The sequence below is a fragment of the Mesorhizobium sp. M0954 genome (assembly GCF_040319155.1).
GTDB lineage: Bacteria > Pseudomonadota > Alphaproteobacteria > Rhizobiales > Rhizobiaceae > Mesorhizobium.
The window spans coordinates 149,062-175,708 of the sequence record NZ_JAMYNR010000009.1; the positions used below are offsets into that span (position 1 = coordinate 149,062).

The 26,647-nt window shown below is 62.8% G+C and carries 26 protein-coding genes and 2 tRNA genes; 16 read left to right on the forward strand and 12 right to left on the reverse strand.

Annotated elements, in window-relative coordinates:
* Positions 1-122 precede the first annotated feature (122 nt).
* Positions 123-578 carry a carboxymuconolactone decarboxylase family protein gene (locus tag NKH93_RS14810; RefSeq protein ID WP_352970717.1) on the forward strand — a complete coding sequence of 152 codons (456 nt, stop codon included), beginning with the start codon at positions 123-125 and terminating at the stop codon, positions 576-578.
* Positions 579-605: 27 nt separating this feature from the next.
* Here the strand turns inward: NKH93_RS14810 and NKH93_RS14815 are convergent, their stop codons facing one another.
* The gene (locus tag NKH93_RS14815) at positions 606-1,514 is read right to left on the reverse strand and encodes a LysR family transcriptional regulator (protein WP_352970719.1); all 909 of its coding nucleotides are present in this window, start codon (positions 1,512-1,514) and stop codon (positions 606-608) included.
* Positions 1,515-1,642: 128 nt separating this feature from the next.
* Here NKH93_RS14815 and NKH93_RS14820 point away from each other — a divergent pair, with 128 nt between their 5' ends.
* From NKH93_RS14820 to NKH93_RS14835, 4 genes are all read left to right on the forward strand, one after another.
* Positions 1,643-2,146: a nuclear transport factor 2 family protein gene (locus NKH93_RS14820; RefSeq protein ID WP_352614021.1), complete on the forward strand. Its 504-nt coding sequence runs from the start codon at positions 1,643-1,645 to the stop codon at positions 2,144-2,146.
* A gap of 59 nt (positions 2,147-2,205) precedes the next feature.
* A complete protein-coding gene (locus tag NKH93_RS14825; RefSeq protein WP_352614022.1) occupies positions 2,206-3,189 on the forward strand; it encodes an alpha/beta hydrolase in 984 nt (327 codons plus the stop codon).
* Entirely contained in the window at positions 3,186-3,740 is a 555-nt protein-coding gene (locus NKH93_RS14830) for a nuclear transport factor 2 family protein (RefSeq protein WP_352539717.1), read from the forward strand. The genes NKH93_RS14825 and NKH93_RS14830 overlap by 4 nt, the downstream gene beginning before the upstream one ends.
* Positions 3,741-3,870: 130 nt before the next feature.
* Entirely contained in the window at positions 3,871-4,317 is a 447-nt protein-coding gene (locus NKH93_RS14835) for a nuclear transport factor 2 family protein (protein WP_352539721.1), read from the forward strand.
* Between the two features lie 55 nt (positions 4,318-4,372).
* Here the strand turns inward: NKH93_RS14835 and NKH93_RS14840 are convergent, their stop codons facing one another.
* Positions 4,373-4,801, reverse strand: coding sequence for a cupin domain-containing protein (locus NKH93_RS14840; RefSeq protein ID WP_352906968.1), 429 nt, complete (start codon positions 4,799-4,801; stop codon positions 4,373-4,375).
* Positions 4,802-4,871: 70 nt separating this feature from the next.
* Positions 4,872-5,702, reverse strand: coding sequence for an AraC family transcriptional regulator (locus NKH93_RS14845; protein ID WP_352970722.1), 831 nt, complete (start codon positions 5,700-5,702; stop codon positions 4,872-4,874).
* Positions 5,703-5,786: 84 nt separating this feature from the next.
* On the opposite strand from NKH93_RS14845, the gene NKH93_RS14850 reads away from it, so the two are divergent.
* Positions 5,787-6,986, forward strand: a complete 1,200-nt coding sequence (locus NKH93_RS14850) for an amidohydrolase (RefSeq protein WP_352970724.1) — start codon at positions 5,787-5,789, stop codon at positions 6,984-6,986.
* On the opposite strand, the gene NKH93_RS14855 is transcribed toward NKH93_RS14850, so the two are convergent.
* The 7 genes from NKH93_RS14855 to NKH93_RS14885 form a co-directional block, all read right to left on the reverse strand.
* Positions 6,925-9,186, reverse strand: coding sequence for a xanthine dehydrogenase family protein molybdopterin-binding subunit (locus NKH93_RS14855; RefSeq protein WP_352970726.1), 2,262 nt, complete (start codon positions 9,184-9,186; stop codon positions 6,925-6,927). The two genes, NKH93_RS14850 and NKH93_RS14855, sit on opposite strands and share 62 nt — an antisense overlap.
* The gene (locus tag NKH93_RS14860; RefSeq protein ID WP_352766811.1) at positions 9,183-10,172 is read right to left on the reverse strand and encodes an FAD binding domain-containing protein; all 990 of its coding nucleotides are present in this window, start codon (positions 10,170-10,172) and stop codon (positions 9,183-9,185) included. The genes NKH93_RS14855 and NKH93_RS14860 overlap by 4 nt, the downstream gene beginning before the upstream one ends.
* Complete coding sequence (locus NKH93_RS14865) at positions 10,169-10,654, reverse strand: (2Fe-2S)-binding protein (protein ID WP_352970728.1); 486 nt, start codon at positions 10,652-10,654, stop codon at positions 10,169-10,171. The genes NKH93_RS14860 and NKH93_RS14865 overlap by 4 nt, the downstream gene beginning before the upstream one ends.
* A 671-nt stretch (positions 10,655-11,325) precedes the next feature.
* Positions 11,326-11,472, reverse strand: a complete 147-nt coding sequence (locus tag NKH93_RS14870; protein WP_352766966.1) for a hypothetical protein — start codon at positions 11,470-11,472, stop codon at positions 11,326-11,328.
* On the reverse strand, positions 11,448-11,738 hold the full coding sequence (locus NKH93_RS14875; protein ID WP_352766809.1) for a cyclophilin-like fold protein: 291 nt from the start codon (positions 11,736-11,738) through the stop codon (positions 11,448-11,450). Before NKH93_RS14875 ends, NKH93_RS14870 begins: the two co-directional genes overlap by 25 nt.
* Before the next feature lie 66 nt (positions 11,739-11,804).
* The gene (locus NKH93_RS14880) at positions 11,805-12,851 is read right to left on the reverse strand and encodes an alpha/beta hydrolase (RefSeq protein WP_352970730.1); all 1,047 of its coding nucleotides are present in this window, start codon (positions 12,849-12,851) and stop codon (positions 11,805-11,807) included.
* 50 nt (positions 12,852-12,901) lie between these two features.
* Positions 12,902-13,129, reverse strand: coding sequence for a hypothetical protein (locus NKH93_RS14885; protein ID WP_352470377.1), 228 nt, complete (start codon positions 13,127-13,129; stop codon positions 12,902-12,904).
* Between the two features lie 186 nt (positions 13,130-13,315).
* Between NKH93_RS14885 and NKH93_RS14890 the strand changes: the two genes are divergently transcribed.
* The gene (locus NKH93_RS14890; RefSeq protein ID WP_352970734.1) at positions 13,316-14,221 is read left to right on the forward strand and encodes a LysR family transcriptional regulator; all 906 of its coding nucleotides are present in this window, start codon (positions 13,316-13,318) and stop codon (positions 14,219-14,221) included.
* 257 nt (positions 14,222-14,478) lie between these two features.
* Here the strand turns inward: NKH93_RS14890 and NKH93_RS14895 are convergent.
* A tRNA-Asn gene (locus tag NKH93_RS14895) sits at positions 14,479-14,553 on the reverse strand.
* A 220-nt stretch (positions 14,554-14,773) separates the two neighbouring features.
* On the opposite strand from NKH93_RS14895, the gene NKH93_RS14900 reads away from it, so the two are divergent.
* Positions 14,774-15,034 (forward strand): hypothetical protein, encoded by a 261-nt coding sequence (locus tag NKH93_RS14900; RefSeq protein ID WP_023676401.1) that lies wholly within the window; start codon positions 14,774-14,776, stop codon positions 15,032-15,034.
* Positions 15,035-15,097: 63 nt separating this feature from the next.
* Here NKH93_RS14900 and NKH93_RS14905 read toward each other — a convergent pair whose 3' ends face one another.
* Complete coding sequence (locus tag NKH93_RS14905; protein WP_352970736.1) at positions 15,098-15,298, reverse strand: hypothetical protein; 201 nt, start codon at positions 15,296-15,298, stop codon at positions 15,098-15,100.
* A gap of 215 nt (positions 15,299-15,513) precedes the next feature.
* Here NKH93_RS14905 and NKH93_RS14910 point away from each other — a divergent pair.
* From NKH93_RS14910 to NKH93_RS14945, 8 genes are all read left to right on the forward strand, one after another.
* Positions 15,514-15,587 (forward strand) — tRNA-Cys (locus NKH93_RS14910).
* A gap of 89 nt (positions 15,588-15,676) precedes the next feature.
* Positions 15,677-16,345: a protein-L-isoaspartate O-methyltransferase family protein gene (locus tag NKH93_RS14915; RefSeq protein WP_352500882.1), complete on the forward strand. Its 669-nt coding sequence runs from the start codon at positions 15,677-15,679 to the stop codon at positions 16,343-16,345.
* 187 nt (positions 16,346-16,532) lie between these two features.
* Positions 16,533-17,924, forward strand: a complete 1,392-nt coding sequence (locus NKH93_RS14920) for a TolC family outer membrane protein (RefSeq protein WP_023676398.1) — start codon at positions 16,533-16,535, stop codon at positions 17,922-17,924.
* 199 nt (positions 17,925-18,123) lie between these two features.
* The gene (locus tag NKH93_RS14925; RefSeq protein ID WP_352831518.1) at positions 18,124-18,984 is read left to right on the forward strand and encodes a DUF2497 domain-containing protein; all 861 of its coding nucleotides are present in this window, start codon (positions 18,124-18,126) and stop codon (positions 18,982-18,984) included.
* Between the two features lie 392 nt (positions 18,985-19,376).
* Positions 19,377-22,160 carry a valine--tRNA ligase gene (locus NKH93_RS14930; RefSeq protein WP_352970738.1) on the forward strand — a complete coding sequence of 928 codons (2,784 nt, stop codon included), beginning with the start codon at positions 19,377-19,379 and terminating at the stop codon, positions 22,158-22,160.
* Between the two features lie 428 nt (positions 22,161-22,588).
* Positions 22,589-23,806: an OmpP1/FadL family transporter gene (locus NKH93_RS14935; RefSeq protein ID WP_352970741.1), complete on the forward strand. Its 1,218-nt coding sequence runs from the start codon at positions 22,589-22,591 to the stop codon at positions 23,804-23,806.
* A gap of 279 nt (positions 23,807-24,085) precedes the next feature.
* On the forward strand, positions 24,086-25,810 hold the full coding sequence (ilvD, locus tag NKH93_RS14940; protein WP_352970743.1) for a dihydroxy-acid dehydratase: 1,725 nt from the start codon (positions 24,086-24,088) through the stop codon (positions 25,808-25,810).
* Complete coding sequence (locus tag NKH93_RS14945; RefSeq protein ID WP_023678939.1) at positions 25,797-26,633, forward strand: tetratricopeptide repeat protein; 837 nt, start codon at positions 25,797-25,799, stop codon at positions 26,631-26,633. Before ilvD ends, NKH93_RS14945 begins: the two co-directional genes overlap by 14 nt.
* Positions 26,634-26,647 lie beyond the last annotated feature (14 nt).

Genomic DNA, 26,647 nt, shown 5'->3' on the forward strand with positions numbered 1-26,647 from the left:
GACACATCCATAACCGTTCAGCTATATGTCGATTCATAGCCAGCGAGTTATTGATTGATTAACAGCACAGCCGACCGAAAGCTAAATGTGCGGCCGGCAGAAACACGCCTAAGGAGACCACCATGCAAGCACGGTTGAAAAACCCGGTGATGCTCATTCCCGGCGCCTTGCAGGCACTGCTCGCGCTGGACAAGTCGACGGAGACGGCCGACCTGTCCTATGTGACGCGCAAGCTCGTCCATTTACGCGTCAGCCAGATCAACGGATGCAGCCTCTGCGTCGATATGCATGCGCGCGAATTGAAGAAGGCCGGCGAAAAGGACGAGCGCATCTTTGCCGTGTCCGCATGGCGGGAGACACCCTACTTCACCGACGCCGAACGCGCCGCGCTGGCACTGACCGAGGCGGCAACCCGGTTGGCCGATCGGCCGGATCCGGTGCCGGATGCAGTCTGGGACGAGGCCGCCCGGCACTATGACGAAAATGCGCTTGCCGCCCTGGTCGTCCAGATTGCCCTGATCAACGCATTCAACCGGCTCAACGCAACCACCAGGCAGATTGTCGGCGCCTGGGGCTGAACGGGGCTCGCTTTTCGCAACGGCACGTCAGATCCGCAACTCGTGAGCGTTCGCGCGGACGAAGTCGATGAAGGCCCGCAGCTTCGGCGGTACGAGGCGGCGGCTCGGATAATAGAGGTGGAGCGGCTCGTAAGCGGGACAGAAAGGCTCCAGCACCTTGACCAGCGCGCCTGAGGCGAGAAGCGGCGCGGCGAGGCCCTCGACCGCGAAGGCGAGGCCCAGCCCTTGCGCGGCGGCGGTAATGCACAGCGGAAGTGTGTTCACGACCAGACATGCGTCCGGCGTGAATGCGACTTCGCGTCCATCCACGGTGAACTCCCAGGGCGAAATCGCGCGCGTGCGGGTGAGGGCGAATGCGATGCAGCGATGGGCGGCGAGGTCGGCCGGCCGCTTCGGTGTGCCTTTGCGCGCCAGATAATCGGGGCTGCCCACCACGACCATCTGCAGTGGCCCGCCCAGACGCGCGCCGATCATGTCTTTCTCGAGAAGCTCGCCGATGCGCAGGCCGGCATCGAAGCCCTCGGCGGCGATGTCGACGAAGCTGTCGTCGAAAATTAGACTAAGCCGCACTTCGGGATAAGCATCCATGAACGGCCGCATCAGTGGCTCTATCAGCAGCGGCGCGGCGATCCACGGCAGGCTGAGGCGCAGCGTGCCGGCGGGACGGTCGCGAGCTTCGCGCAGTGCCGCGCCAGCCGCCCAGATATCTTCGGCTGCCGGGCGCACGTGGTCGAGGTATTCAGCGCCAGCTTCGGTCAAGCCAACGCTGCGGGTCGTCCGGTTGAGCAGCCGCACCCCCAGGCGCTCCTCGAGCCCCTTGATCGCCTCGCTTAACGAGGCCGGAGCGACGCCGAGCTCGGCGGCGGCGCGGGTGAAGCTTTTGGCCTCGGCGACTTTGATGAAGGCGACGATGCCGCTGAACTGGTCGAGGCGCATTGTAAGGATTTTCCAAATAGCCCTATCGAATTCTACCGGTTTTTCCGGCGAACGAAAGGCGTCATGTTGGGTCTGACGAACGGGCCTCGGTGTTGGGAACGGCTCGAACAGGCAAGGAGACAGGACCGATGACCAGGCTTGCTTTACTCGCCGCCGGCACTCTTCTGGCGGTGTCTGCCGCCCCGGCGCACAGCGGGCCACTGGAAGACCGCAATATCCAGCTCATCAAAGGCTATTACGCAGCTTACGCGACCGGTAATCCCGAGGCCGTGCGGCCCTTCCTCGCGCCTGATATCGTGTGGCGCATTCCCGGCCATCATCCGCTCGCCGGCGACAAGCGCGGGCCGGACGAGGTGGTCGCCTTCTTCCGCGGCCTGGCCGATGGCAAGTTCAAGGCCGAGCCGATCTTCTTCCAGGCGCAAGGCGACCTCGTTGTCGACGTCCATCGCGGCTGGTCGAATGTCGGCTCAGGTCCCGAGATCGACCAGTTCTACGCGCTGATGTTCCGCATCAAGGACGGCAAGATCGCCGAGGCACAGAATTTTTTGACCGACATGTACCAGTCGGACGCTTTCTACTGGGCGCATTACCCGCTGAAGCCGCTGCCCGGCCGACTGGCTGGCGAGCGCTGAGACGGCGGTCTTTCTCGCAACGCGCAGCGCTTCTCACTCCAAGCCAAAGGAGACTTGCGATGTTTAAAACCCTGACACTTGCCGTAGCAACCACCGCCGCGCTTGCCGTCACCAATGCCGTCGCCGCACCGCGCGTCGAGCACGTCACATTCTCCTCGCATGGTGAGCAGCTTGTCGGCGAGCTCTATCTGCCGGAGGATATGGACGCGGCAAAACCTCGGCCGGCGCTGGTCGTGACCGGCGCCTGGATGACGGTGAAGGAACAGATGCCGGCCCGCTACGCCCGCGAGATGGCCGATCGTGGCTTCGTCGCCTTGACCTTCGATTTTCGCGGTTGGGGCGAAAGCGGCGGCCTACGCCGCCAGTACGAGGATCCTAGGGCCAAGATCGCCGACATCGAAGCGGCGGTCGCCTATCTCTCGAGCCGGCCCGAAGCCGATCAGGACCGCATCGGCGGGCTCGGCATTTGCGCCAGCTCCGGCTATATGGTCACCGCCGCCGCCGAAAACGCGGCGATCAAATCGGTCGCCCTCGTTGCGCCCTGGTTACAGGATGCCGAAGTGGTCGAGCAGGCCTATGGCGGCAGGCATGGCGTCGCCAGGCTTGAAGCCACGAGCGATGCGGCAGAGGCGGAATATCGCCGCACCGGCAGACAGGCATTCCTTCCGGCCGCGAGCCTGACCGACGAGCGCGCGATCATGTTCAAGGTGCCTTACTACACCGAACCCGATCGCGGCATGATCCCGGCCTGGCGCAACGAGGCCGATCCGGCGTTCTGGCGCGGCTGGCTGACGTTCGACGCCATCCAGGCTGCTCCGCGCCTGCGCCAGCCTTTTTTGATGGTGCACAGCGAGGCGGCTGCCATTCCGAAGGGGGCGCACAAATTCTACACGCGGCTGAACAGTTCCAGGCGGGAGCTGTGGCTCGACAACGTCACCCAATTCGATTTCTACGATCGTGCCGCGCCGGTGGAGGCCGCAAGCGATGCCGTCGCCGCGCACTTCCGCGCGACGCTGGGCAGTGCGGGGGAGGCGGGACAATGAGCCTCGTCACGCGCCGGCATGTCCTGGCCTCGGCGGTTTCCGCTGCGATGATTTCCGCCGTCTCGGCGCCCGCCTCGAGCGCTCCGGGAGATGCGCTGACGGTCAAAGACAGGATCGCAATCGCCGAGGCGATTGCCGGGATCGGCCTCTATGCCGATCTGCGTGAATGGAACCGGGTCAGATCCTATCTCGCAGCCCGTGTCACGACCGACTACACCAGCCTCTTCGGCGGCAAGGTCACGACTAGCGGCCGCGACGCGTTGATCGCGCAGTGGCAAGGGCTGCTGCCGGGCTTCGACGCCACCCAGCACCTCATCACCAACATCACCGTCGAGGGCGCGGGCAATGACGCGGTCGCACGCAGCCATGTCCGCGCAACCCACTGGATCGGCGGGCGGTTCTGGACGGTCGGTGGCAGCTACCTCCACCGGCTGGTGCGGACGCCGGAAGGTTGGCGCGTCAAGGCAATCTCCATCCGCCGCTTGTACGAAGAGGGGGATCGCGCCGTGCTGGCCGCCGCTGCCGGCCGGGTAAAGGCGGAGGCCAAATGAGTGTTCGGGTTTGCGCATGCCCAGTCGCGCGGCGAGGTTGCTCGGAGCATCGGCAACGTGAATATTGATCGAAATGTCGGGGCAGGCTTGGCGCATGCGGCATTAGTGCCGCCAACCGCGGAGACAGGACATGACCCTTTCATTGCAGGAGGTTTCCGATAGGCTTGAGATCGAACAGCTGCTTGTTCGCTATTGCTATGCGGTGGACGATCGCGACTGGGAAGCCTATCGCAAAATATTCACACCCGATGCCTTGCTTGACGACACTGTAACAGGTGGAATCAGGAGCGGTGTGGATGAGCATGTTGCTTACATGAAAGGCGCCCTTTCCAAGATATTGATCTCGCAGCACGCCATTTCGACAATCCTTCTGGATCTCCGAGGGGACGAGGCCAGCGCGCGCGTGCATTGTTCATGCCCGATGGTGGTAGACCTCGGCGAAGGCAAAAGGCAGGTCTTCTTCCAGGGGCTTTGGTATCGAGACCGCGTCGTACGCACGTCCGAGGGCTGGCGCATAAGTGAACTTGTCGAGGAAGGCTATTGGAATCACAATTTGCCGGAGGGGTTCGCGTTCTGACGTCTGTTACGCGCTGTGCTGGATCCGCCCCGGACGCCGTTCTCAGACCTGGCAGCTACTGGCGCAACACCGTGTTCTTGGTGCCTTCTTCGACCTGGTCGATGACCAGCAGCTTGACCGGGTCGGCGCCGACATTGGTCGCCTGATGCCATTGCCCGATCATCTCGATGATGAAATCACCTGTTTGATAGGTGTTGCTCTTGCCGGTCTCGACATTGGTGACCTGAAGCGTGCCGGCCTCGACATAGGCATAGCGCGGAAACGGATGCTTGTGGACCGGCAAGGTCGCGCCCGGCGCGATCTGATAGGCCGAGACCAGGACCTGGACGTTCTTCTGCGGCAGCGTGATCGGCTGGCCGGACGCGGTCTCGGTGCGAGAGGCAAGCGGGGTCACGACAACCGGCGTGCCGCTGGCATCGAGCGCCTGAGCGTTGTTTGCAAACAGTGCAGCAGCGAGCAGCGTCGATACCAAGATTTTTCGCATGATTCCCCCCGAGCTGCGCCAGCATTGCGCAGCGGGCATTGGCGCGCAAGCTTGTCCTGTCCAGCAGCGTTTATCCCGCTTTTCTGAACATGCCTGGCGTCATGCCATGCATGGCCCGGAATGTACGGGACAGATGGCTCTGGTCGGCGAAACCGGCCGCGATGGCGGCGTCGGCAAGGCCAAATCCCTGTTCGATCAGCGTGCTCGCCCGGCGCAATCGCCGGTCGCGGATATAGGCCGCCGGCGTCAGGCCAATTGCCTTGTTGAAGTCGCGGATGACCTGGAACCGGGTCACGCCAGCCGCGCCGGCAAGCCGCTTGAGATCGAGCCGTGAGCCAAGCTCGCTTTCGACAAGATCGCGGTAGATCGAAAATCTTCGCTGTGATCCGGAGCTTTCGATCTCTTCGGCCTGTCCGCTCGAATCGCCATGGCGAACGATCAGCCGTCGCAGCGCCACGAGCAGGGATGTCTCGGCCGTTATCGTGTCCGGGGATGTCGAGTCCTGGTGCGCTGCCGTCAATGCTGCGGCGAGACTGCTGTCTTCGATCGTCGCGCGCGAAAACACCGGAGCGCCGTCGCGGCCGAGTTCGCGGGCAAGCGCGCTCATCAGCGGCACCGAAGGATAAAACGTCCGGTAGGCCCAGCCTTCATCCGCCCCGCGTTCGCCGTCATGCCACTCCTCGGGATTGACGACGGCAATGGTGCCTGCCGGAGCGAGAACGCTTTTGCGGCCGATGCGAATGCGCTCGCAGCCAGAGGTGATCAGGGCGATCACATAGGTCGGGTGCGTGTGCAGGTCGTAGCGGTGCCGGGTGAAGCGCGCCTCGAGCAGGCCCAGGTCGGGAAAACACGGATGGCGCCAGTATTTCCCGGTCTCTGCCGCTTCGTTTGTCCTTGCCATGGTCAATCCGGTTCAAGACGCCTCTCGCCGGGCCTTCTATGGCTGGCAAACCAAGCCGCTTTTTGTCGGCGGAAAGGAGGCATCATGTTGCATAATGACCCCGTCGCTGCGCTGACACCAGAGGTTATAGGCTGGCGGCACCATCTCCATGCCAATCCGGAGCTCGCATTCAATGAATACGAAACGGCCCGTTTCGTTGCAGAGAAACTGCGCTCTTTCGGCGTCGACGAGGTGCATGAGGGGATCGGCGGCACCGGCGTCGTCGGTGTCCTGCGCAGCGGTGGCGGCGCACGCGCCATCGGCCTTCGCGCCGAGCTCGACGCGCTTCCGGTGCTGGAGAAAACCGGCTTGCCCTATGCTTCGAGGAGAGAGGGCGTGATGCACGCCTGTGGCCATGACGGCCACACCGCCATGCTGCTCGGCGCCGCCAAACTGCTCAGTCAATCGCGCGCCTTCGACGGCGCCGTCACTTTCATCTTCCAGCCGGCCGAGGAAAACGAGGGCGGCAGCATGCGCATGATCGAGGACGGCCTGTTCAAGCGCTTTCGGGTCGAAGCGGTCTATGCGGTCCACAACTGGCCGGGCATCAGGCTGGGGACGATCGCCGCCCGCGTCGGGCCGCAAATGGCGGCCGTCGATAATTTCGAGCTGACCTTCGAGGGTCTTGGCGCGCATGCCGCGATGCCGCAGCTCGGCGACGACCCGATCCTGGCCGCCAGCGCCTTCGTGCAAGCCGTCCAGCGCATCGTCAGCCGCTCGGTCGACCCGCAGAGCGCGCTTGTCGTCAGCATCACGCAGATCCATGGCGGCAATGTCGGCAACATCGTGCCGGGCAAGGTCTGGCTGCAAGGCACCTGCCGCTTCTTCGAGCACGGCCTTTCCGACCATTGCGAGAGGCTGATCGGCGAGATCGCACAAGGTATTGCCGCCGCGCATTCGCTCAAGGCCAGGCTCGACTACAGGAAGGGCTATCCGCCGCTGATCAATACGGCGGATGCGACGGCCCGCGCCGTCGAGGCCGCCGCTCCCGTCGTCGGCCGGGAGAATGTCTTGACCGAGTTCAGCCCCAGTCTCGGCTGCGAGGATTTCGCTTTCATGATCCGCGACGCCGGCGGCTGCTATGCCTGGATCGGCGCCGGCGAGGCTGGCCCGGGCAAAGGCCTGCATGGCGACCGCTACGTTTTCAACGACGAGGTCGTGCCGACGGTGATGCGCTATTACGTCAACCTGGTCGAGCAGACGCTTCCGCGGGCCGATCCTTCGACAGCAGTTTTTCCGGCGTGATCGGCAACTCCCGGATCCGCTTGCCTGTGGCGTCGAAGGCGGCGTTGGCAACAGCAGCGGCAACGCCGGTGGCGCCGAGTTCGCCGATGCCTTTGCCGCCGATCGGGCTGGCATGCTCGTCCACCTCATCGACGAAGTGGATTATGATGTCGCCGGGAATGTCGGCGTTGACCGGAATGGCGACCCCGGAAAGGTTCTTCGACAGGAACCGCCCAAGCACCGGTTCGTGCCTGCTCTGCTCCATGGCCGCCATGCCCCAGCCCCAGATGATGCCGCCCGTCATCTGGCTGCGTGCGGTGCGGGGATTGACGATGCGCCCGGCGCTGTAGCTGCCGACGGCGCGACGGAGCCTGAGCAGGCCGAGCCCCGGATCGACGCCGACCTCCATGAAAATCGCGCCGAAAGTGCGCATGGCGAGGCCTTTGCCATGCTGCGCCGGATCGAACGAGCCGGAGCCGACGATCTCGCCGATGTCGGTATGGCTCATCACATCGGCGATCGTCTGACCGCCGGCAGCGCCCCTGCGGCGAATCTTGCCGTCCTGCATCTCCACCTCGTCCGGCAGCAGATTGGCAAGACGGGCAAGCTGCGAACGCGCATCTTCGGCGGCGGCAAGCACCGCCGCGCCCACCCCCATGGTCGATGACGAGCCATAGGTCGGTCCCGCCTCCGGCAGCTGCGTATCGCCCATTTCCAACTCGATCTTCTCCATCGGCAGGCCCAGCACGTCGGCTGCGATCTGCGGAAAGATGGTGAGTGTTCCGGTCCCTATGTCCTGCGTGCCGGTGCGGATGAGCACCGTGCCGTCCCTGTGCAGCCTGACCTCGGCTGCAGGCGTCGGGTGGCGGAAACAACCCATGGTACAGGTCGCCATGCCGTAGCCGATCAGCCAATCGCCGTCGCGTTGCGGCTTGCGCGGGCGCTCGCGCCAGCCGAACAGGCGGGCGCCTTCCTCATAGGCCTCGCGCAGCTTCTTCGATGACCAGGGCTGGCCGGTGGCCGGATCCGTGTCCGCATGGTTGATCAGACGCAGGTCGAGCGGATCGACGCCCAGGCGGTGGGCGAGCTCGTCCATCGCGCTTTCGAGGGCCCAGGTGCCTGGACCCTCGACCGGCGCGCGCAGCGCCGTCGGCATGGCGACGTTCGCGCGCTCGACGCGCTGGCTGAGACGCATCGCCGGCGTGGCGTAGAGACCCTTCGAGGCTTCGGTGGCGAACTCGACGAAATCGTCGCTCACGGTGGTCAGGTTGATCACGTCCTGTTGCACGGCGGTCAGCTTGCCCGAGCTGTCCGCCGCCAGCACGATCTTCTGCGCCATGCGCGGCTGATAGCCGAGACAGGAATAGGCGTTGGCGCGGCTTAGCGCCAGCCTGACCGGGCGCTGCATGATGCGCGCAGCGGCGGCGGCCAGCACCTGATGCGGCCAGATCCAACCCTTGCCGCCGAAGCCGCCGCCGGTATGGCGGGAAATCACGCGGACCTTCTCGGCCGGGACATTCATGCGGGCGGCAAGCACCTGGCGGACACCGTAGACGTGCTGCGTGGCATCGTGCAGCGTCAGCTCTCCGTCATTCCACTCAGCGAGTGTCGCCGAGGGCTCCATGGCGTTGTGATGGCGCGACGGCTGCAAATAGACGGCTTCGACCGTGGCGGCGGCGTCGCTAAGCCCGCGGTCGACCTCGCCCTTCGTAAACGTCGGCTCCAGGAACAGGAAGCCGCTCTCCCTCGGCACGACCGCAGCCTTGTCGATGGCGGTCCACTCCGGCGGTGCCGGCAATTCCGGCTCGGCGAACTCGTAGCGCAATGCGACGCGGCGGGCGCCGGCCTCCGCCGCCTCCAGCGTCTCGCCCAGCACAATGGCAAGCGGCTGACCCTCGTGACGTATCTCGTCGCCCTGCATGGGCATGAAGCTCTGCGCGGCCGGCGGGCCTTCGGCCTGCTGCATCTGCGTATCGGGCTCGGCCCTCGGCGATGCGAACCGGCCGAATTTTGGCATGTCCTCATGCGTGAGCACACGCACGACGCCCTTCTCGGCGAGCGCGTCGTCGACCATGATCGACGTCACGCGGCCGGCCGGAACGGGCGCGGTCACGAGTACCGCATAGAGCAGGTCGGGGGCGAAATAGTCGGCCGCATAGCGGGCGCGGCCGGTCACCTTGGCGCCTCCGTCAGGGCGGGCAACAGGCTGGCTGATCATCATGACGGCATCCTCGCTGCTCTTTCGATCGCCCGCAAAGCGGCGGTCTTGGCCAGTTCGATCTTGTAGGCGTTCTGCGACAAGGGACGCGCTTCGGCGAAGGATTGCTCGATAGCGGTGCTCAACGCCTCGCGATCGCCGATTTCGGCACCGGCGAGCTGCTCCTCGGCGGCGCTCAGCCGCCACGGCCGCAGCGCGACGGACCCCAACGCCAGGGCCGCCCGACGGATAGTTTGGCCGTCCATCTCCAGCACAGCGGCGGCGGAGACGATGGCGTATTCGTAGGATTCGCGCTCGCGCACCTTGAGGTAAGCCGATCGCGGTGCCGCTGCCGGCAGCTCGATTGCCGTGATCAGTTCGCCTTGCTGCAACACATTGTCCGCCTCGGGCCGCGTATCGGGAAGCAGGTGGAATTCGGCTGCCGGAATGCGCCGGCCGCCGCTGCGGTGCGCGGTGACGATGACCGCATCAAGTGCTGCCAGCGCCACGGCCGGGTCGGATGGCTGGGTGGCGACGCAATCCTCGGTCCAGCCGAATATCGCGTGATTGTCGTTGATGCCATGCAATGCGGAGCACCCGGAGCCGAGCTGACGCTTGTTGCATGGCAGCTGCTCTTCGGCACGGAAATAGGCGCAGCGCGTCTTCTGCAGCAGATTGCCGCCTATCGTTGCGAGGTTTCTCAGCTGCGGCGACGCTGCGTTGAGGATCGCCTGGCTCAACACCGGATAATCGCGCATCACCAGCGCATGCTGCGCGACATCGTTGAGATGCATCAGCGCCCCGATCGTCAAGCCGCCGCCTGGCAGTGCCTCGATCTGATCCAGCCCATCGAGGCGGGAGATATCGATGATCCGCGCCGGCCCGGCAATTCCAAGGCGCAGCCAATTGAGCAATTCGGTGCCGCCGGCGAGAAAGGCGCTGTCCGGCGCGGCACCGGCCGCGATCGTGTCGCCCAGGCTATCGGCGCGCGCGTAGACGAATGGGGTCATTGGCTCACCCTCCCGGCCGCCGCGCGCACCGCCTCGGCGATTTGCGGATAGGCGGAGCAGCGGCACAGATTGCCGCTCATCCATTCGCGGATCTCGGCATCGGAGCCGGTATGTCCCTCCTCGATCAGCGCCGCCGCCGACATCACCTGGCCGGGCGTGCAGAATCCGCACTGGAAACCATCATGATCGATGAACGCCTGCTGCAAGGGATGAAGCGCGTCGCCGTCTGCCAGCCCTTCGATCGTCGTGACCTCGCGTCCCTCGCAGGACACGGCAAGTATCATGCAGGCATTCACACGCCGTTCGTCGAGATGCACGGTGCAGGCGCCGCACTCGCCGAAATTGCATCCCTTTTTCGTTCCGGTCAGATGAAGCCGCTCGCGCAGCAGGTCGAGCAGCGTGACGCGGGGATCGAGATCGGAAAGGCTGTGATCCTCTCCGTTCACCCGCAACCTCAATAGGTGCCGATCGTGGAAGTTCATGTGGGGGTACCTCGAAGCACATGCCGTACTCGCCGCAAGGGACTCGTCCAGCAAGCAGCCACCCACCTGTCGAGGCGAAATAGGGCGGTCAATTCCGGTGAAAAGGCGCTGCCGGTCAGGGAAGGCTAAAAAACGCGCATTTGAGATTTGCGGCGGAAACGCCCTGAATGCCGCCGCAAAAGTGTCACCGTAATTCCGTAATTCCGGTCATTCAGGTTGGCTTGGGCGGCCTACATTGGGAACATTGCCGCGCCGCTGTCCAATCTAGGGCAGGCGGCTTTCCAGGGCAGGGCGGCCTTGCGACTGGCAATGTCGTCCGGCAAATGAAAGATGAAGCTGAGAACTACGAGTTCGCAATCGGACGACGCCAGGATTCGCCGCAAGCGCACAGGAAACGAAACGTGACCGTGATCGCACTGAGGCGCTACTCGTTGCCGGCGGGCCGAGGAGGATTGCTCGTGAAGGTCGGCTAGGGACGGTATCGCGCGGCAGTGTTGAACGCGGCCTGGGGATCAGTACGATCACGAGGGAAATCAGGGAGCGGGTCGCCGCGGTGGCAAGGAGGTGCTCCATGCCGGTCGTGGCGTCTGTGACCGCAGGGGCAGGCGCTGTCGAAATCCGCACCCGGCTCATGCCGCTGTTTCCCGTGATGCCACCGCGCTGCACACGCCTCAGCCAGCACGTTCAATTCTCACCGTGACGGAACCGGGACGATCAAAGATCGAAACATCGCCGGCGACCTTCCCGAGCACAACGATGCCGGACGACGGGACGCGACCATTCCGATAGTAGATCACGAAATGATCGGAACTCCACAGCCCGAGCGTGCCGACCGAGAAGTCGCGCTGCCGTGTCTGTTCCGGAAATGGAACCGGTAGATTTGCCGGTCTTCTTCCTGGCGAAGGTGGTCGCTCATCTCAATGGCAAGCGGCAACATCTGAGCAAGAGATTTTGCGGCTTCGTTATCGGCAAGATCGGCCGTGACCTCGCCCCAGTCTGATGAAATGCCAATACGTTCTTGAGCCATCCTGGGTCCAACCATTCCAAATGCAATAGCGCCAGCGCTCAGCAGTGATTTCAGCACGGGTCATTCCTCCGTTTTCTAGGCAGATGGAGCCCGCCCCAGCAAACACAGGCTCCATCTCGTCAGTCACGCGGAGAGGTGCTGATTGAAGAAGCTGGTAAGCCTGTCGAACGGAATCAGGTCCACACGGTCGTAGAGATCGACGTGACCGGCGCCCTGGACCCAAACCAGTTCCTTGGGCTCGGCTGCCAGTCTGTAGGCTTCCTCGCTGAATTCCCTCGAATGCGCCTGATCGCCGCTGATGAACAGCATTGGGCGCGGCGAGATCGTCTCGATGTCATTGAACGGGTAGAAGTTCATGAATTTGACGTTGCTGGTCAGCGTCGGCTTAGTCGTTATCTGGTCGGAGACACCCGCCGGGGTAAACTCTCCGCGGGGTGTCCGATAGAAATCGTAGAACTCGCGCTGGATGGGATGCGTCGACGCGGTCAGTTCGAGATCAGTGCCGCCCGTATACTGGACTTGGCCGCCTTCGAATTCGGAGTAGCGCTGTTCGGCGGCCGCTGCGATGATCTGCTTCCGTTGCTCGACGCTTAGCGAGTGATTGAGTGCGTTTCGGTTCGCCGCGCCCATGTCATACATGCTGACCGTGGCGATGGCGCGCATGCGCGGGTCGATCTTGGCGGCGCTGATGACGAGGCTGCCGCTGCCGCAGACACCAATCGCGCCAATGCGGTTGCGGTCCACGAACGCGTGTGTCCCGAGGAAGTCCACCGCCGCGCTGAACGCCTCGGCGTAGACATCCGGTGAAACGATCTGTCGGGCTTCGCCCTCGCTCTCGCCCCAGAATGGCAGGTCGATCGCCATGGCGATGAAGCCCTGCTCGGCCATCTTGGTGGCATAGAGGGTCGCGCTTTGCTCTTTCACCGCGCCCATTGGATGGCCGACGACGATGGCCGGATGACGTGCATTGCGGTCGAGGTTCTTGGGAACGAGCAGATTTCCCGCAATATTCATCTGGTATTGGCTTTTGAAGGTCACTTTCTCCAGCGTCACCTGACCGCTTGTATAGAAATTGTTTGCACCGTTTGACATGTCTTGAGCCTTTGCGAAGGGAAAGTTGAAGAGTGACGCCCCACTGAAGGCGGCGATGCCGGAGCCGGTCAGCTTCAAAAGCTCCCGCCGGTGGATTTCACGCGCTGGTATTTTCGTATCAGGGGTATTCAAAGGCATTTCCGATCTCCTGTAAGTTTGGGTTGGAATTGAACCACTCGCCACTTTGGCCAGTCCTCTTCGAGTTTGAGCAGACGCCGACCGTTGCCGATCAGCGCGATTGCGAAGCCGGCCAGAACCAAGCTGCCGATGAAGATCGCGGAGATCGTCAGACCATACAGCAGCACCCCTCCGACTACCGCGCCCAGAAGGATCGAAGCCTGGATCGCCGCGACCATCAGGCTTGCCGGCGGCCTCGGCCGCATTTTGCGACATCCATGTCATCCAAATCACCGACATCGCGGTAATGCATTGTTGCAGTGCAAACCTAATGGTTTTGCCATAAAGCGATTACCCATATAAATCGGCATGAACCTATCGACTATATCGAATAATCCGCTGCAAGCGACGGAGAGAGAAACTTCATGGCCAGAACCGATCTCAACCAATTGACGTGGTTTCAGGCTGTCGCAGAAGAGCGCAGCTTCACCAAGGCGGCGGCAAAGCTCGGCGTCGCGCAATCGACGCTCAGTCACACGATCAAGCAGCTCGAAACACGCATGGGCATACGCCTTCTGACCCGCACGACGCGTAATGTCGCGACGACCTTTGCGGGCGAAAGGCTGCTACAGACGATCACCCCGCGCATTGGTGAAATCGAAGACGAGATCACAGCGCTGATGGCGCTCCGCGAAAAGCCGTCAGGCTCGATCAGGTTGACCCTGTCCGACCACGCGCTCGAAAGCGTCGTCTGGCCGAAGCTTAAGCCGGTCCTCAGCGGCTATCCCGACATCGGCGTCGAACTGATCCTGGACAGCACCTTCCGCAACATTGTCGAGGAAGGTTTTGATGCCGGTGTCCGGCTTGGAGAGAGCGTCGAGAAAGACATGATCGCGGTCCGCATCGGCCCGGACTGGCGCTTAGTCGCCGTGGCTTCGCCGCGATACTTCGCGGCGCACAGCGTGCCTGTGCATCCGCAGGATCTGGTCCGGCACGTCTGCATCAACATGCGTCACGAAACCGCCGGTGGTCTGTACGCATGGGAGTTCGAGAAGGATGGACAGGCGCTGCGTGTCCGTGTGGACGGTCAACTTACCTTCAACAACTCCTACGCCATGATCGACGCTGCAGTGAGTGGCTATGGCATCGCCTATGTTCCCGAGAACATCGTGGAGCGGCACGTCGTCTCAGGATTGCTGGTGAAGGTCCTCGACGACTGGTCACCCTTCTTCGATGGCTATTTTCTCTATTATCCGAGCCGCCGCCAAAACCTTCCTGCGTTCAAGATCATTGTCGACGCGTTGCGGCATCGGGATCCGTCGGGATCGTGATGTTCCCTTCGTCATATTGTACTCAGGGGCGTGGTCGATAGCGGCTCATTCCTGAATCTCGATAGGCGCAGCAGGAAAGGCATAGGTCGAGGTCCGGTATCCAACTCGAAGCGTTAGTTATAACCAGAACATCGCGTCGATGCTTGCGCGAAGGTTGGCCACAACTTTCTTCCCCATCGCGCCGGCTGGAGCGAAGCGCATGATCCTACAGGGAAATTGAATAGGTCCGCGGCCGCATCGCACCGCAGCGTAGATGTTGGCTCCCCGGGCCGGATTCGAACCAGCGACCAACCGGTTAACAGCCGGTTGCTCTACCACTGAGCTACCGGGGAACAGAGGCTCTTGCGTGAGTGGGGCAGCCTATAGCAAACCCGTTTCGGCTTTGCAAAGAAGCATTTCGCATTTTTTCGATGCTTTTTGGCGCAGGGCTTGCTGGCAATGGCCGGCGAGCGCCCTCATATGAGCTGTCCCTCGCCTGTCAAGGAACAGAAAAGGCCGTTGCGGCTTTCTCCGGCTGATGGTGCTACTGATGCAAACGGATCGACATTTCACATGACGGCAATGAGCGACGAACAGCCACCGGCCCGGAAAATCTCGGTCTTCGGCCGCCAGTTCACCATGCCGCGCTCGCGCGGCCTCAGGATTGCGATCGGCGTCGTGCTGATCATCGGCGGCATTCTCGGCTTCCTGCCGATCCTGGGTTTCTGGATGGTGCCGATCGGATTGCTGGTGCTCTCCTACGAATTCGCATTGGTGCGCCGTCACCGGCGCCGCTTCGTCGTCTGGTGGGAGCGACGGCGCCGGCCGGATTGAGACTGCCCTGCTGACAGGCCGGTATCCGGCAATTGTTTGAGAGCGGCGTGGTCCGTCCAGGCCTCACCGAGGCTGGTCGAAACAGCTTTCCAGGCGCTCGCAAAGCTCCTTGAGAACGGCGGTAGCCGATGCCAGCCGCGCCCGGTCGCGCGGCGGCAGGCTGTTTGCGCCTTCTATGCTGAGGCGGTCGATGGCATAGCGCACAAGCTCTGCAGGCTGCGACAATCCGCGCGGTGTCCGGTCTTTCGTCGCTGCTTGAGCCATGGCGGAGCCTCCTTTCTGCCCAACGTGGCCGCCGGGTTCGGGTTCCCGTCGCCGAGAATCATGCTTAACGATCAGCTAATATGTTATTGCTAGCATGGCGTTGCGTTGATAAGCAGTGCCTCGATGTCGGAAGAACCGTTGGGAATGCATGGTGGCCGCTTGACGGCATTTTCGCCGCAACCTATTGGAGCCGGGTGGAACGCCGGGAGCAATGAGGCCTCGTGGCGGAGTGGTTACGCAGAGGACTGCAAATCCTTGCACCCCGGTTCGATTCCGGGCGAGGCCTCCAATGCCCGAGCTCCCGCGCGTCAGCGCCAGGGGGCTTCAGTTCCGGTCGAAACAGCCGCGGCCTTTGCGCGGCAAGCGGATGGTTGGAACATGAGCGCTGATTTTGCCGAACGCCGGGTGAAGATGGTCGACGGCCAGATCCGCACCACCGACGTGACCAGCGCGCCGTTGCTCGAGGCGATGCTTGTGGTGCCGCGCGAGGCCTTTGTTGCCCCCGGCCAGCGCGATCTTGCCTATATCGACGAGGACATCCGCATTGCCGATACGGCCGATGGCCCGCGCTATCTGATGGAACCGTCGCCATTGGCCAAGCTGATGCAGCTGGCCGATATCGGCCCAAGCGATTCGGCACTCGATGTCGGCTGCGGCACCGGCTATGCGGCGGCGATCCTGTCGCGGCTGGCAAGGTCCGTGGTCGCGCTGGAAAGCGATGCGGCGCTGGCCGAGACCGCCACTTCGACGCTTGCGGCACTCGGTTGCGGCAATGTCACCGTGGTCCAGGGGCCGCTGCCGCAAGGCCACGCAGATAAGGCGCCTTACGACGTCATCCTGATCGGCGGCAGCGTCGGCGAGGTGCCGGCGGCGCTGTTCGACCAGCTTGCCGAAGGCGGCCGACTCGTCGCCGTGGAGGGGCAGGGCAATTCGGGCGTAGCCCGGCTTTTTTTTAAGACTGGAGGGGTTGTAACGGGAAGACGCGCATTTAATGCGGCAATTAAGCCACTACCGGGATTCGAACGCATTCCCGCCTTCGAATTCTGAGTGATTTTGCCTTGCAGCGAAGGCGCTGTCATGATCGCTTGCGTTTGAACAATCGTTGCTGATCTGCATAACCGGGTGTTTCTTGGGGGCTTTCAGCGGGGGAACGATAAAAAACGCGGCGCCGGCTGATCAGAAGGAGAAGCCAGCGTGGCGCAGTTCCCGTGCAAAACGAATGAGGGAATATAACGTGCCGTCTGTACGCAAGTTGCTTTTTACCGCTGTCCTCGTTTCGGCGACCGCGCTTTCTCCAATGGCCGCCTCGGCCGAAACCATTCTCGGGGCCCTTTCAAAAGCCTATCAGAACAATTCCTCGCTTAATTCGACACGCGCCGGCGTTCGCGTCACCGACGAGGGCGTTGCAATCGCAAAGTCCGGCTGGCGCCCGACCATCACCGGTTCCGCGGACATCGACTACACCAGCACCCATATCAATGGTACTAGTCGAACCGCGCGCATAACTACCGGCAACTTTGGCGTCCAGATCAATCAAACCCTGTTCGACGGCTTTCAGACCAGGAACAACGTCGCGGCCGCCGAAGCGCGGGTCAGCGCCTCGGTCGAGAGCCTGCGCAACACCGAAGAAAACACCCTTTTCAACGCGGCAAGTGCCTATATGGACGTCATCCGCGACCGCCAGATCGCGGTGCTGACCGAACAGAACCTGCAATTCCTGACCGAGCAGGCGCGTGCGGCGCGTTCGCGCTTCGAGGTCGGCGAAGGTACCCGCACCGACGTCGCGCAAGCCGACGCGCAGCGTGCCTCCGCGGTGGCGCAGTTGAGCGCCGCCCGCGCCACGGCGCTGGCAAGTGCCGCGACCTATCGCCAGATCGTCGGCGATGAGCCCGGCCGTCTCAGGCCGGCTTCGCCGCTGTCGAAGCTGTTGCCGTCGAGCCTCGATGCAGCGATCGCGATCGCATCGGCCGAACATCCGGCCATCCTCGCCACCGAGCACCTGGTCGACGCGGCGGCGTTTTCGGTTAAATCGGCCGAAGGCGCGCTGCTGCCGCAGCTTTCGGCTAGCGCCGGCGTTTCCGGCGACTATCGCAACACGGTTCCGGGCGTTCTTGGGGCATCGCAGGATGGCACAAGGACGTCGGCGAACATCGGCGCGACACTGACCGTGCCGATCTATTCCGGCGGACGGACCTCGGCGACCGTGCGCCAGAACAAGGAATCGCTCAGCCAGGCGCGGATCGAAGTCGACGTGAGTCGCGACCAGGTGCGCCAGGCCGTTACCTCGGCATGGTCGCAATACACCGCCGCGCAGCAAAGCGTCACGGCCAACCGGCAGGTGGTCGCCGCCGCGCAGCTTGCCCTGAACGGCGTCATCGAAGAGCGCAATGTCGGCCAGCGCACCACGCTCGACGTGCTCAACGCGCAGGCGACCCTCATCACCGCCAAGATCAATCTTGTCAGCGCCGAACGCGACGTGGTGGTGGCGAGCTATGCCATCCTCTCGGCGGTTGGCCATTTGTCGGCAGACCGCCTTGCGCTCAACGTGACGAAGTACAGGCCCGAAGAGCATTACAACGCCGTCAAGGACAAGTGGATCGGTCTGCGCACGCCGGACGGCCGCTGATCGCCAGGCCGTGTTTTCAGCCCGCGCTCGAACGACGCGCGGGCTTTCAACTCCCGACCCTAATCTGTTGAAATCCGAGATGTCGCCAGATTGGGGATTCTCGCAAGCCGTTCCGTCGGTTACGCTGTTGCCATGATTCGAATCCGGCATTGCCGGACAGGAAATCTGAGAACGAGTCACAAGGGCGGCGGATGTGACGATGGCGACGGCAAGCAGCGTACAGCGCGAACCTTCCATGGAAGAAATACTAGCTTCCATCAGAAGGATCATCGAGGACAGCGATACCGGCCGCAAGCAGCCGGGCGACGCCGACGAGCTGCGCCAGGATCTGCAACCGGCGCCGGCAGCCGGACTGGCAGCGGAGGGGGATGCGTTCCGCTCCGAACTGCGCGGCGGACTGGAGATCGCCAAGCCGGCCACGCGCGCCGAGGTGCAGCCAACGGCCGCGCCGGTCATTGAGCCCCTGGAAACGCCGCTGCGCGCCGGCCCGGAAAAGGCAGCGGTGACGCTGGCTGAGGTGAACACCGCTCCCGCAAAGCCGGATCGGCCTGCGACAGCCAAGGCTGCCGAGACGACCGACACCATCATCGCCGATTGGCGGCGCGAGATCGCGGCGGTCGGCGACGCGATGGCCAAGCCGGAGCGCGCCGAGCCACGCCGGACGCCGGACGCCGAGCCGAAAGCCGAGGTTTTCGAGAACGAGGCGACTGCTGAACCTGTGCCGGAGCCTTCGGAAATTGGGCCGGAGCCTTCGGAAAGCGGCCCGGAACGTTCTAAAATCGGCCCGGAATCTTCTAGAATCGGATTGGCGCGTCCGGCGGCCAGCGAGGCGCCGTCCCTTCGGCCAGCGATCCTTTCGGAGCATACGGGCCGGCAGGTTGCCGCCGCCTTCGGTGAGCTTTCAGACGCGTTTGCCAGCCGCAGCAAGAAGACCTTCGACGAGATGGCCGAGGAGATGCTGCGGCCGATGCTGCAGGACTGGCTGGACAACAACCTGCCGACGCTGGTCGAGCGGCTGGTGCGCGAGGAAATCGAGCGCGTCGCGCGCGGCGCGCAGTAGCAATTCGGAGAGCCGCCAATGGGCGGCGCTGGACCGGCGAATTGTCGAAGTCGGCGCTGCCCCTCATCCGCCTGCCGGCACCTTCTCCCCGTATAGTGACGGGGAGAAGGGGTTGACCGCAATTTAGGCGCCTTTTCCGCAACGTTCGTGACTGGCGAAAGCTTCAGTGCAGGCGTTTTTCTCCCCGTCACTATACGGGGAGAAATGCCCGGCAGCGGCATTCGCACAGTCAGCGCAAACCTGAAGCGATTGCCTTGCAACATTCAGTCCCGCGAGTTGCACCGAACCATCCCGGCGCTATCTATTGGCCATGCCGCCCTTGCGGTTGACTTGGCAACAACCTTCCGATTTACACCGGACCACAAATTCCGGACAGCGCGGACCGTTTTCCCATGCTCGAAAAGACCTACGACGCCAAAGCCGTCGAGCCGAAGATTGCCAGGATCTGGGAAGAGGCCGACGCGTTTCGGGCCGGTGCCGGGGCCGAGGAGGGGGCTGAAGCCTTCACCATCGTCATCCCGCCGCCGAACGTCACCGGCTCGCTGCATATGGGTCATGCGCTCAACAACACGCTGCAGGACATTCTGGTGCGCTTCGAGCGCATGCGCGGCAAGAACGTGCTGTGGCAGCCGGGGATGGACCATGCCGGCATCGCCACGCAGATGGTGGTCGAGCGCCAGCTTATAGAAAAGCAGATTCACCGCCGCGACCTGACGCGCGATGAGTTCATCGACAAGGTGTGGGAATGGAAGGCAGAATCCGGCGGCGCCATCCTCAACCAGCTGAAGCGGCTCGGGGCCTCGGCCGACTGGAGCCGGGAGCGCTTCACCATGGACGAGGGCCTGTCCAAGGCCGTGCTCGAAGTGTTCGTGACGCTCTACAAGGAAGGGCTGATCTACAAGGACAAGCGCCTTGTGAATTGGGACCCGAAGCTGTTGACCGCCATCTCGGATCTCGAGGTCGAGCAGCAGGAAGTCAACGGCAACCTCTGGCACTTCCGCTATCCGGTCGAAGGCATGACCTTCGATCCGGAAAATCCGAAGACCTTCATCACCGTTGCGACGACCCGCCCGGAGACGATGCTGGGTGATACGGCTGTCGCCGTCCACCCCGACGACGAACGTTTCCGGCATCTCGTCGGCAAGAACCTCATCCTGCCGATCGTCGGCCGCAGGATCCCGGTGGTGGCGGACGAGTATTCCGATCCCGAAAAAGGCAGTGGTGCGGTCAAGATCACGCCGGCGCATGACTTCAATGATTTCGAGGTCGGCAAGCGCCACCGGCTGCCGGCGGTCAACATCCTCACCGTCAATGCGGCGGTGAGCCTCAAGGACAATGAGGACTTTCTCGCCGGACTGGAAGTGACGCCGGAGCGCCAGGCCGTCTGGGACAGCCTCGACGGCCTCGACCGTTTCGATGCGCGCAAGAAGATCGTCGAGCTGATGCAGGCGGGCGGCTTTCTCGAGAAGGTCGAGCCGCATCGCCACACGGTGCCGCACGGCGACCGCGGCGGCGTGCCGATCGAGCCGTTTCTGACCGACCAGTGGTATGTCAATGCGGCGGAACTGGCCAAGCCGGCGATCGCCTCGGTGCGCGAGGGCCGTACCAATTTCGTGCCCAAAAACTGGGAAAAGACCTATTTCGACTGGATGGAAAACATCCAGCCCTGGTGCATTTCGCGCCAGCTCTGGTGGGGCCACCAGATCCCGGCCTGGTACGGGCCGGACGGGCATGTCTTTGTCGAAAAGACCGAGGAAGAGGCGCTCGGTGCCGCCGTCGAATACTATCTGGCGCTGGAAGGGCCGTGGAAGGCCTGGGTCGAGGACAAGCTTGAGAATTTCCAGCCTGGCGAGATCCTGACCCGCGACGAGGACGTGCTCGACACATGGTTCTCGTCGGCGCTGTGGCCGTTCTCGACGCTTGGCTGGCCGGACCAGACGCCGGAGCTGAAGACCTATTACCCGACCGACGTGCTGGTGACCGGTTTCGACATCATCTTCTTCTGGGTCGCCCGCATGATGATGATGGGCCTGCATTTTATGGACCAGGAGCCGTTCCATACGGTCTATGTCCACGCGCTGGTTCGTGACAAGAACGGGCAGAAGATGTCGAAGTCGAAAGGCAACGTCATCGATCCGCTCGAGCTCATCGACGAATACGGCGCCGATGCGCTGCGCTTCACCTTGACTGTGATGGCAGCGCAAGGCCGCGATGTTAAGCTCGATCCGGCCCGCATTGCCGGTTATCGCAATTTCGGCACCAAGCTGTGGAACGCGACGCGCTTCGCCGAGATGAACGAAGTGGCGCGCGACGACGATTTCTGGCTGCAGGACGCCAAGCTGGCGGTCAACCGCTGGATCTTGACGGAGCTGACGCGAGCCGCGCGGGACATAACGGACGGTATCACCTCATACCGCTTCAACGAGGCGGCGGGTGCCGCCTACCGGTTCGTCTGGAACCAGTTCTGCGACTGGTACCTGGAACTGCTGAAGCCGGTGTTCATGGGCACCGACGAGGCCGCCAAGGCCGAGAGCAGGGCATGCGTCGCCTTCGTACTCGACGAGATCTACAAGCTGCTGCATCCGATGATGCCGTTCATGACCGAGGAACTGTGGGCCGAAACCGCCGGCGAGGGCAGGCAACGGCAATCGCTGCTTTGTCATGCGGCATGGCCGTCGCCCGACTTCGAGGACGAGGCGGCCGCCGCCGATATCAACTGGCTGGTCGACCTTGTCTCCGGCATCCGCTCGGTGCGTTCGGAGATGAACGTGCCGCCGGCGGCTATCGCACCGCTCGTGGTGATCGGCGCCAACGACGCGACACACGAAAGGCTCGAGCGTCAGGGCTCGGCTATCAAGCGTCTGGCGCGGGTCGGCGACATCTCGCTCGCCGAGGCGCCACCGAGGGGATCCGCCCAGATCGTGGTCAACGAGGCGACGATCTGCCTGCCGCTCGGCAGCCTGATCGACCTTGCCGCCGAGGCAGCGCGCCTGCACAAGGAGCTTGCGAAGGTGACCGAGGAAATAGCGCGGCTCTACAAGAAGCTGTCCAACGAGAAATTCGTCGCCAACGCGCCGGAAGAGGTGGTGGAGGCCGAGCGTGAAAAACTCGCCGAATATCGCGAGGCGCAAGAGAAGCTTTCGGTGGCATTGGCGCGGGTGCGCGATGCCAGTTGATCGAACCAGATTGGGCCGGTTGATCGAACAGATTGGGCCGGCTGATCAAACAAATTGGGCCTGCTGGCCGCAATAGATTCGCCGGTCACGAATCTGCCTTCCAGACAGGCCGCCTGCCACGAAAAGAGGCATTCCGCAGCGTAAATCGTGAGGCAAACTGAATGTTTTTGCCCCATCGTTGCCATAATGTAACAATGGCTGACTGGGCACGCGAAATGCCCTGTTCTGTAGTGATTTAGGGGGTTTTCCCGAGTTTTCTCGTCGATCTGTATTGTGGCGGCCATTTTCCCCGCCTCGGTAACAAGGCCGACACCTTGTCGGAAATGCGTTCAGCCAAGGTGTACATGTACGCACGGCGAATTCCGTTGTTGCGCCGTTAACCTGAATTGGTTCTAGCTTGATGCAAGGATATTTCGGGGAGGAGATTCATGTGTTATTCGCGTCTGAAAGTGCTGCTGGGCGCGTGGGCTTTTTCGCTGGCTTTGGCTGGGACGGTGCAAGCCGGGGGCTTTGACCGGGGCGGCGTCAATATCGACCAGCTGTTCGACGCGGCGCCATATTCGTTCGACGCAGGCGTCACCTATGTTTCGCCACAGCGCAAACTCAAGAATGTGCAGCGTCTCGATGGCTCGGGATTGTCGACATCGGCGGTGGATGTTGGTGGCGACTATGCGGTGCCGCATGTCGGCATCAAAGCCAACATCTTTGAGCCCGTAGACTGTCTTGCCACCTATACGAGACCGTATGGTGCGGACGCGAATTTCGGCATGAACAACGCCTATTCGCCGACAGCGGTCAAATACGCCGTCGACACAGACGATTTCGGTCTCACCTGCTCTTACAAGGTGAACGTCGGCAAGGGCGCCATACGATTCATCGGCGGTGTCTCCTACCAGCAGGTCGACGCGTTTCTGTCCCGCCAGACACTGCTCGCCTTCGGCAATACCGGCCTCGGCGTATTCAAGCTATCGGACGAGGCATGGGGTTGGCGTGCGGGCGCAGCCTATGAGATCCCCGAGATCGCCCTGCGCGCCAGCCTGATGTACTCTTCAAGCTACAAATATGACGGGCTGTCGGGAACCGTCGACACGACCGGCTTCAGGGGCGCCTTTCCGGATCTGATTCCCGGCTCTACCGGCGTGTACCCAGTCTCGGCGTCAGCTGAGATACCTCAGGCTCTGGAATTCAAGCTGCAGAGCGGCATAGCTCCTGGCTGGCTGGCCTTTGGTTCCATCCGCTGGCAGGAGTGGAGCAAGCTTGGCGTCATTGCCATCAATGGCGTGCGCAGTCCGGTAACCGGTTTGCCCTCGCCCGTTTCATTCGACCTGCTGTATCGCGACGGCTGGACGGTCACGGGCGGTATCGGGCACAAGTTCACCGATCAATTGTCGGGCGTGGTTTCGCTGACCTGGGATCGCGGCACCTCGACGACCTCCGGCTATCAGTCGGATACCTGGGCCGTTGCCAGCGGCGTCTCCTATTCGCCGAACGACCAGATCGAGGTCAGGCTCGGCGGCTCGATCGGTGTGCTGACGAGCGGGTCATCGACTTTCAGCGGTGTCGGCGACGTGGCAAATGCCGTTACCTATACCTACGGCAACGACCTGCTTCTCGCTGGTTCGGCTTCCGTCAAGATCAAGTTCTAACTATTAAATTTTAAACGACAAAACGGCCGGGCACTGCCCGGCCGTTGGTTGGATGCGTGGCGTCCGGCATTCGGCCGGCGCAACAATTGTCCCCATGATGTTCGCTTCTGTAATTGTGACGTTTTGGCAACAGTTTCTGAACAACCCTCGCGTCGCCCGGCCGCCCGGGAACATTGCCTATTTCCCGCCATAAACCCGGCGCACCTCGAACCTGTCTCGGGACATGCGCCAAAAGGCTAGGCGAAGAGGCAGGCCGCACCGCCCGCGGCAAGGACGAGTATGGACGCCAGAGCGATCTCCAAGGCCAAGCTGCCGAGCCGCCACGTGACCGTTGGTCCCGAGCGGGCGCCGCATCGCTCCTACCTTTATGCTATGGGGCTGTCGGCGGCCGAGATCGCGCAGCCTCTGGTCGGTGTCGCCAGCTGCTGGAACGAGGCCGCGCCCTGCAACATCTCGCTGATGCGCCAGGCGCAAGTGGTCAAGAAGGGCGTGGCGGCCGCCAACGGCACGCCACGCGAATTCTGCACCATCACCGTCACCGACGGCATCGCCATGGGTCATCAGGGCATGAAGTCGTCGCTGGTGTCGCGCGAGGTCATCGCCGACTCGGTCGAGCTCACCATACGCGGCCATTGCTACGATGCGCTGGTTGGATTGGCCGGTTGCGACAAGTCGCTGCCCGGCATGATGATGGCCATGGTGCGCCTCAACGTACCGTCGATCTTCATCTATGGCGGCTCGATACTGCCCGGCAGCTACCGTGGCCGGCAGATCACCGTGCAGGACGTCTTCGAGGCGGTCGGCCAGCATTCGGTCGGCACGATCGGCGACGCCGAGCTGCTCGAGATCGAGCAAGCCGCCTGTCCGTCGGCCGGCTCCTGCGGCGCCCAGTTCACCGCCAATACCATGGCCACCGTCGCTGAGGCGATCGGCCTGGCGCTGCCCTATTCCTGCGGCGCGCCGGCACCCTACGAGATGCGCGACCGCTTCAATTTCGCTTCCGGCGAAAAGATCATGGAGCTGATCGCAAGGAACATCCGCCCGCGCGACATCGTTACTATAGAAGCGTTGGAAAATGCCGCGACCGTGGTTTCGGCCACCGGCGGCTCGACCAACGCGGCGCTGCATCTGCCGGCGATCGCGCACGAGGCCGGGATAAAGTTCGATCTTTTCGACGTGGCCAAGATATTCGAGAAAACACCCTACATCGCCGACCTCAAGCCGGGCGGCAAATACGTCGCCAAGGACATGTTCGAGGCCGGCGGCATTCCGCTCTTGATGAAGACGCTGCTCGACCATGGCTATCTTCATGGCGATTGCCTGACGGTGACCGGCCGCACTTTGGCCGAAAATATGGAACATGTTTCCTGGAATGACAGCCAGGATGTGGTCCGTCCCGCCAATAGGCCGATTACCCAGACCGGCGGGGTCGTGGGCTTGAAGGGTAACCTTGCCCCCGAAGGCGCGATCGTGAAGGTCGCAGGCATGGCGGAACTCAAATTCTCGGGTCCGGCACGCTGCTTCGATTCGGAAGAGGAATGTTTCGAGGCTGTTACGCACCGTAACTATAGCGAAGGCGAGGTTCTCGTCATCCGTTACGAGGGTCCGCGCGGCGGCCCGGGCATGCGCGAAATGCTGTCGACGACGGCGGCTCTCTACGGCCAGGGCATGGGCGGCAAGGTGGCGCTCATCACCGACGGGCGTTTTTCGGGCGCAACGCGCGGTTTCTGCATCGGCCATGTCGGGCCGGAAGCGGCTGTCGGCGGCCCGATCGGGCTGCTTAGGGATGGCGACTTGATCTCGATCGATGCGGTGAACGGCACGATCGAGGTTGCATTGTCCAAAGCCGAACTGGCAGCGAGGGCAAAAGCATGGAAGGCGCGCACGACCGACTATCAGTCGGGCGCGATCTGGAAATACGCACAGACGGTCGGATCTGCCCGCGACGGCGCAGTCACCCATCCCGGCGGTGCCAAAGAAACACACTGCTATGCGGACATCTGAGTTGTTGAGGTCGTCTGTCCTTTCGGCACTGGTTGCGCTCGCCACGTTTGGCGCGACCTTGGGCGCCGTCGGCCAGGCCATGGCCTTCGACGACAAGGTGTTCGACGACAAGACCGGCGTGAAGCCGCAGTCGAGCCCGTGGGCGGTGTTCCAGTTTGGCTTTTCCGCCTACAAGAACGGCCATAAGGAGCAGGCCGCGGAAGCCTATAAATATGCCGCGGAGAACGGCCAGATCGGCGCCACCTGGAAGCTTGCGCGCATGTATGCCGAAGGCGATGGCGTGGCGCGAGACGACTACGCGGCGTTCAAGTTCTTCAGCGAGATCGTCGACCAGGATGTCGAGCCCGGTTCGCCCGAGGAAAGCTATGTTTCGGACGCGCTGGTGGCGCTTGGCGACTATCTGAGGAAGGGCATTCCCGGCAGCCCCGTCGAGGAGAACGAGGTGGCGGCCCAGGAATATTACATGCGTGCCGCTGCCAACTACCGCAATCCGAACGCCCAGTTCGAGATGGGCCAGATGTTCCTCAAGGGTGAGGGCGGCGTCAAGGCCAGCGTCAAGCAGGCCGGACGCTGGTTCCAGCTGGCGGCCGAAAAGGGCCATGCGGGCGCGCAGGCGACGCTCGGCAACCTGCTTTTCCAAAGCGGCAAGATCGTGCGGGGGCTGGCGATGATGACCGCGGCGCTCGAACGGGCCTCACCTGCCGACCAGCCATGGATCCGCGGCATGCAGGAAGAAGCGTTTGCAGCCGCCGGCGAAGCCGATCGCCGCACCGCGATCTCGCTGGCCGACGACATCCTCACCAAGGGTGGCGGCGACCAGTAGGCCGGCAGAAATTC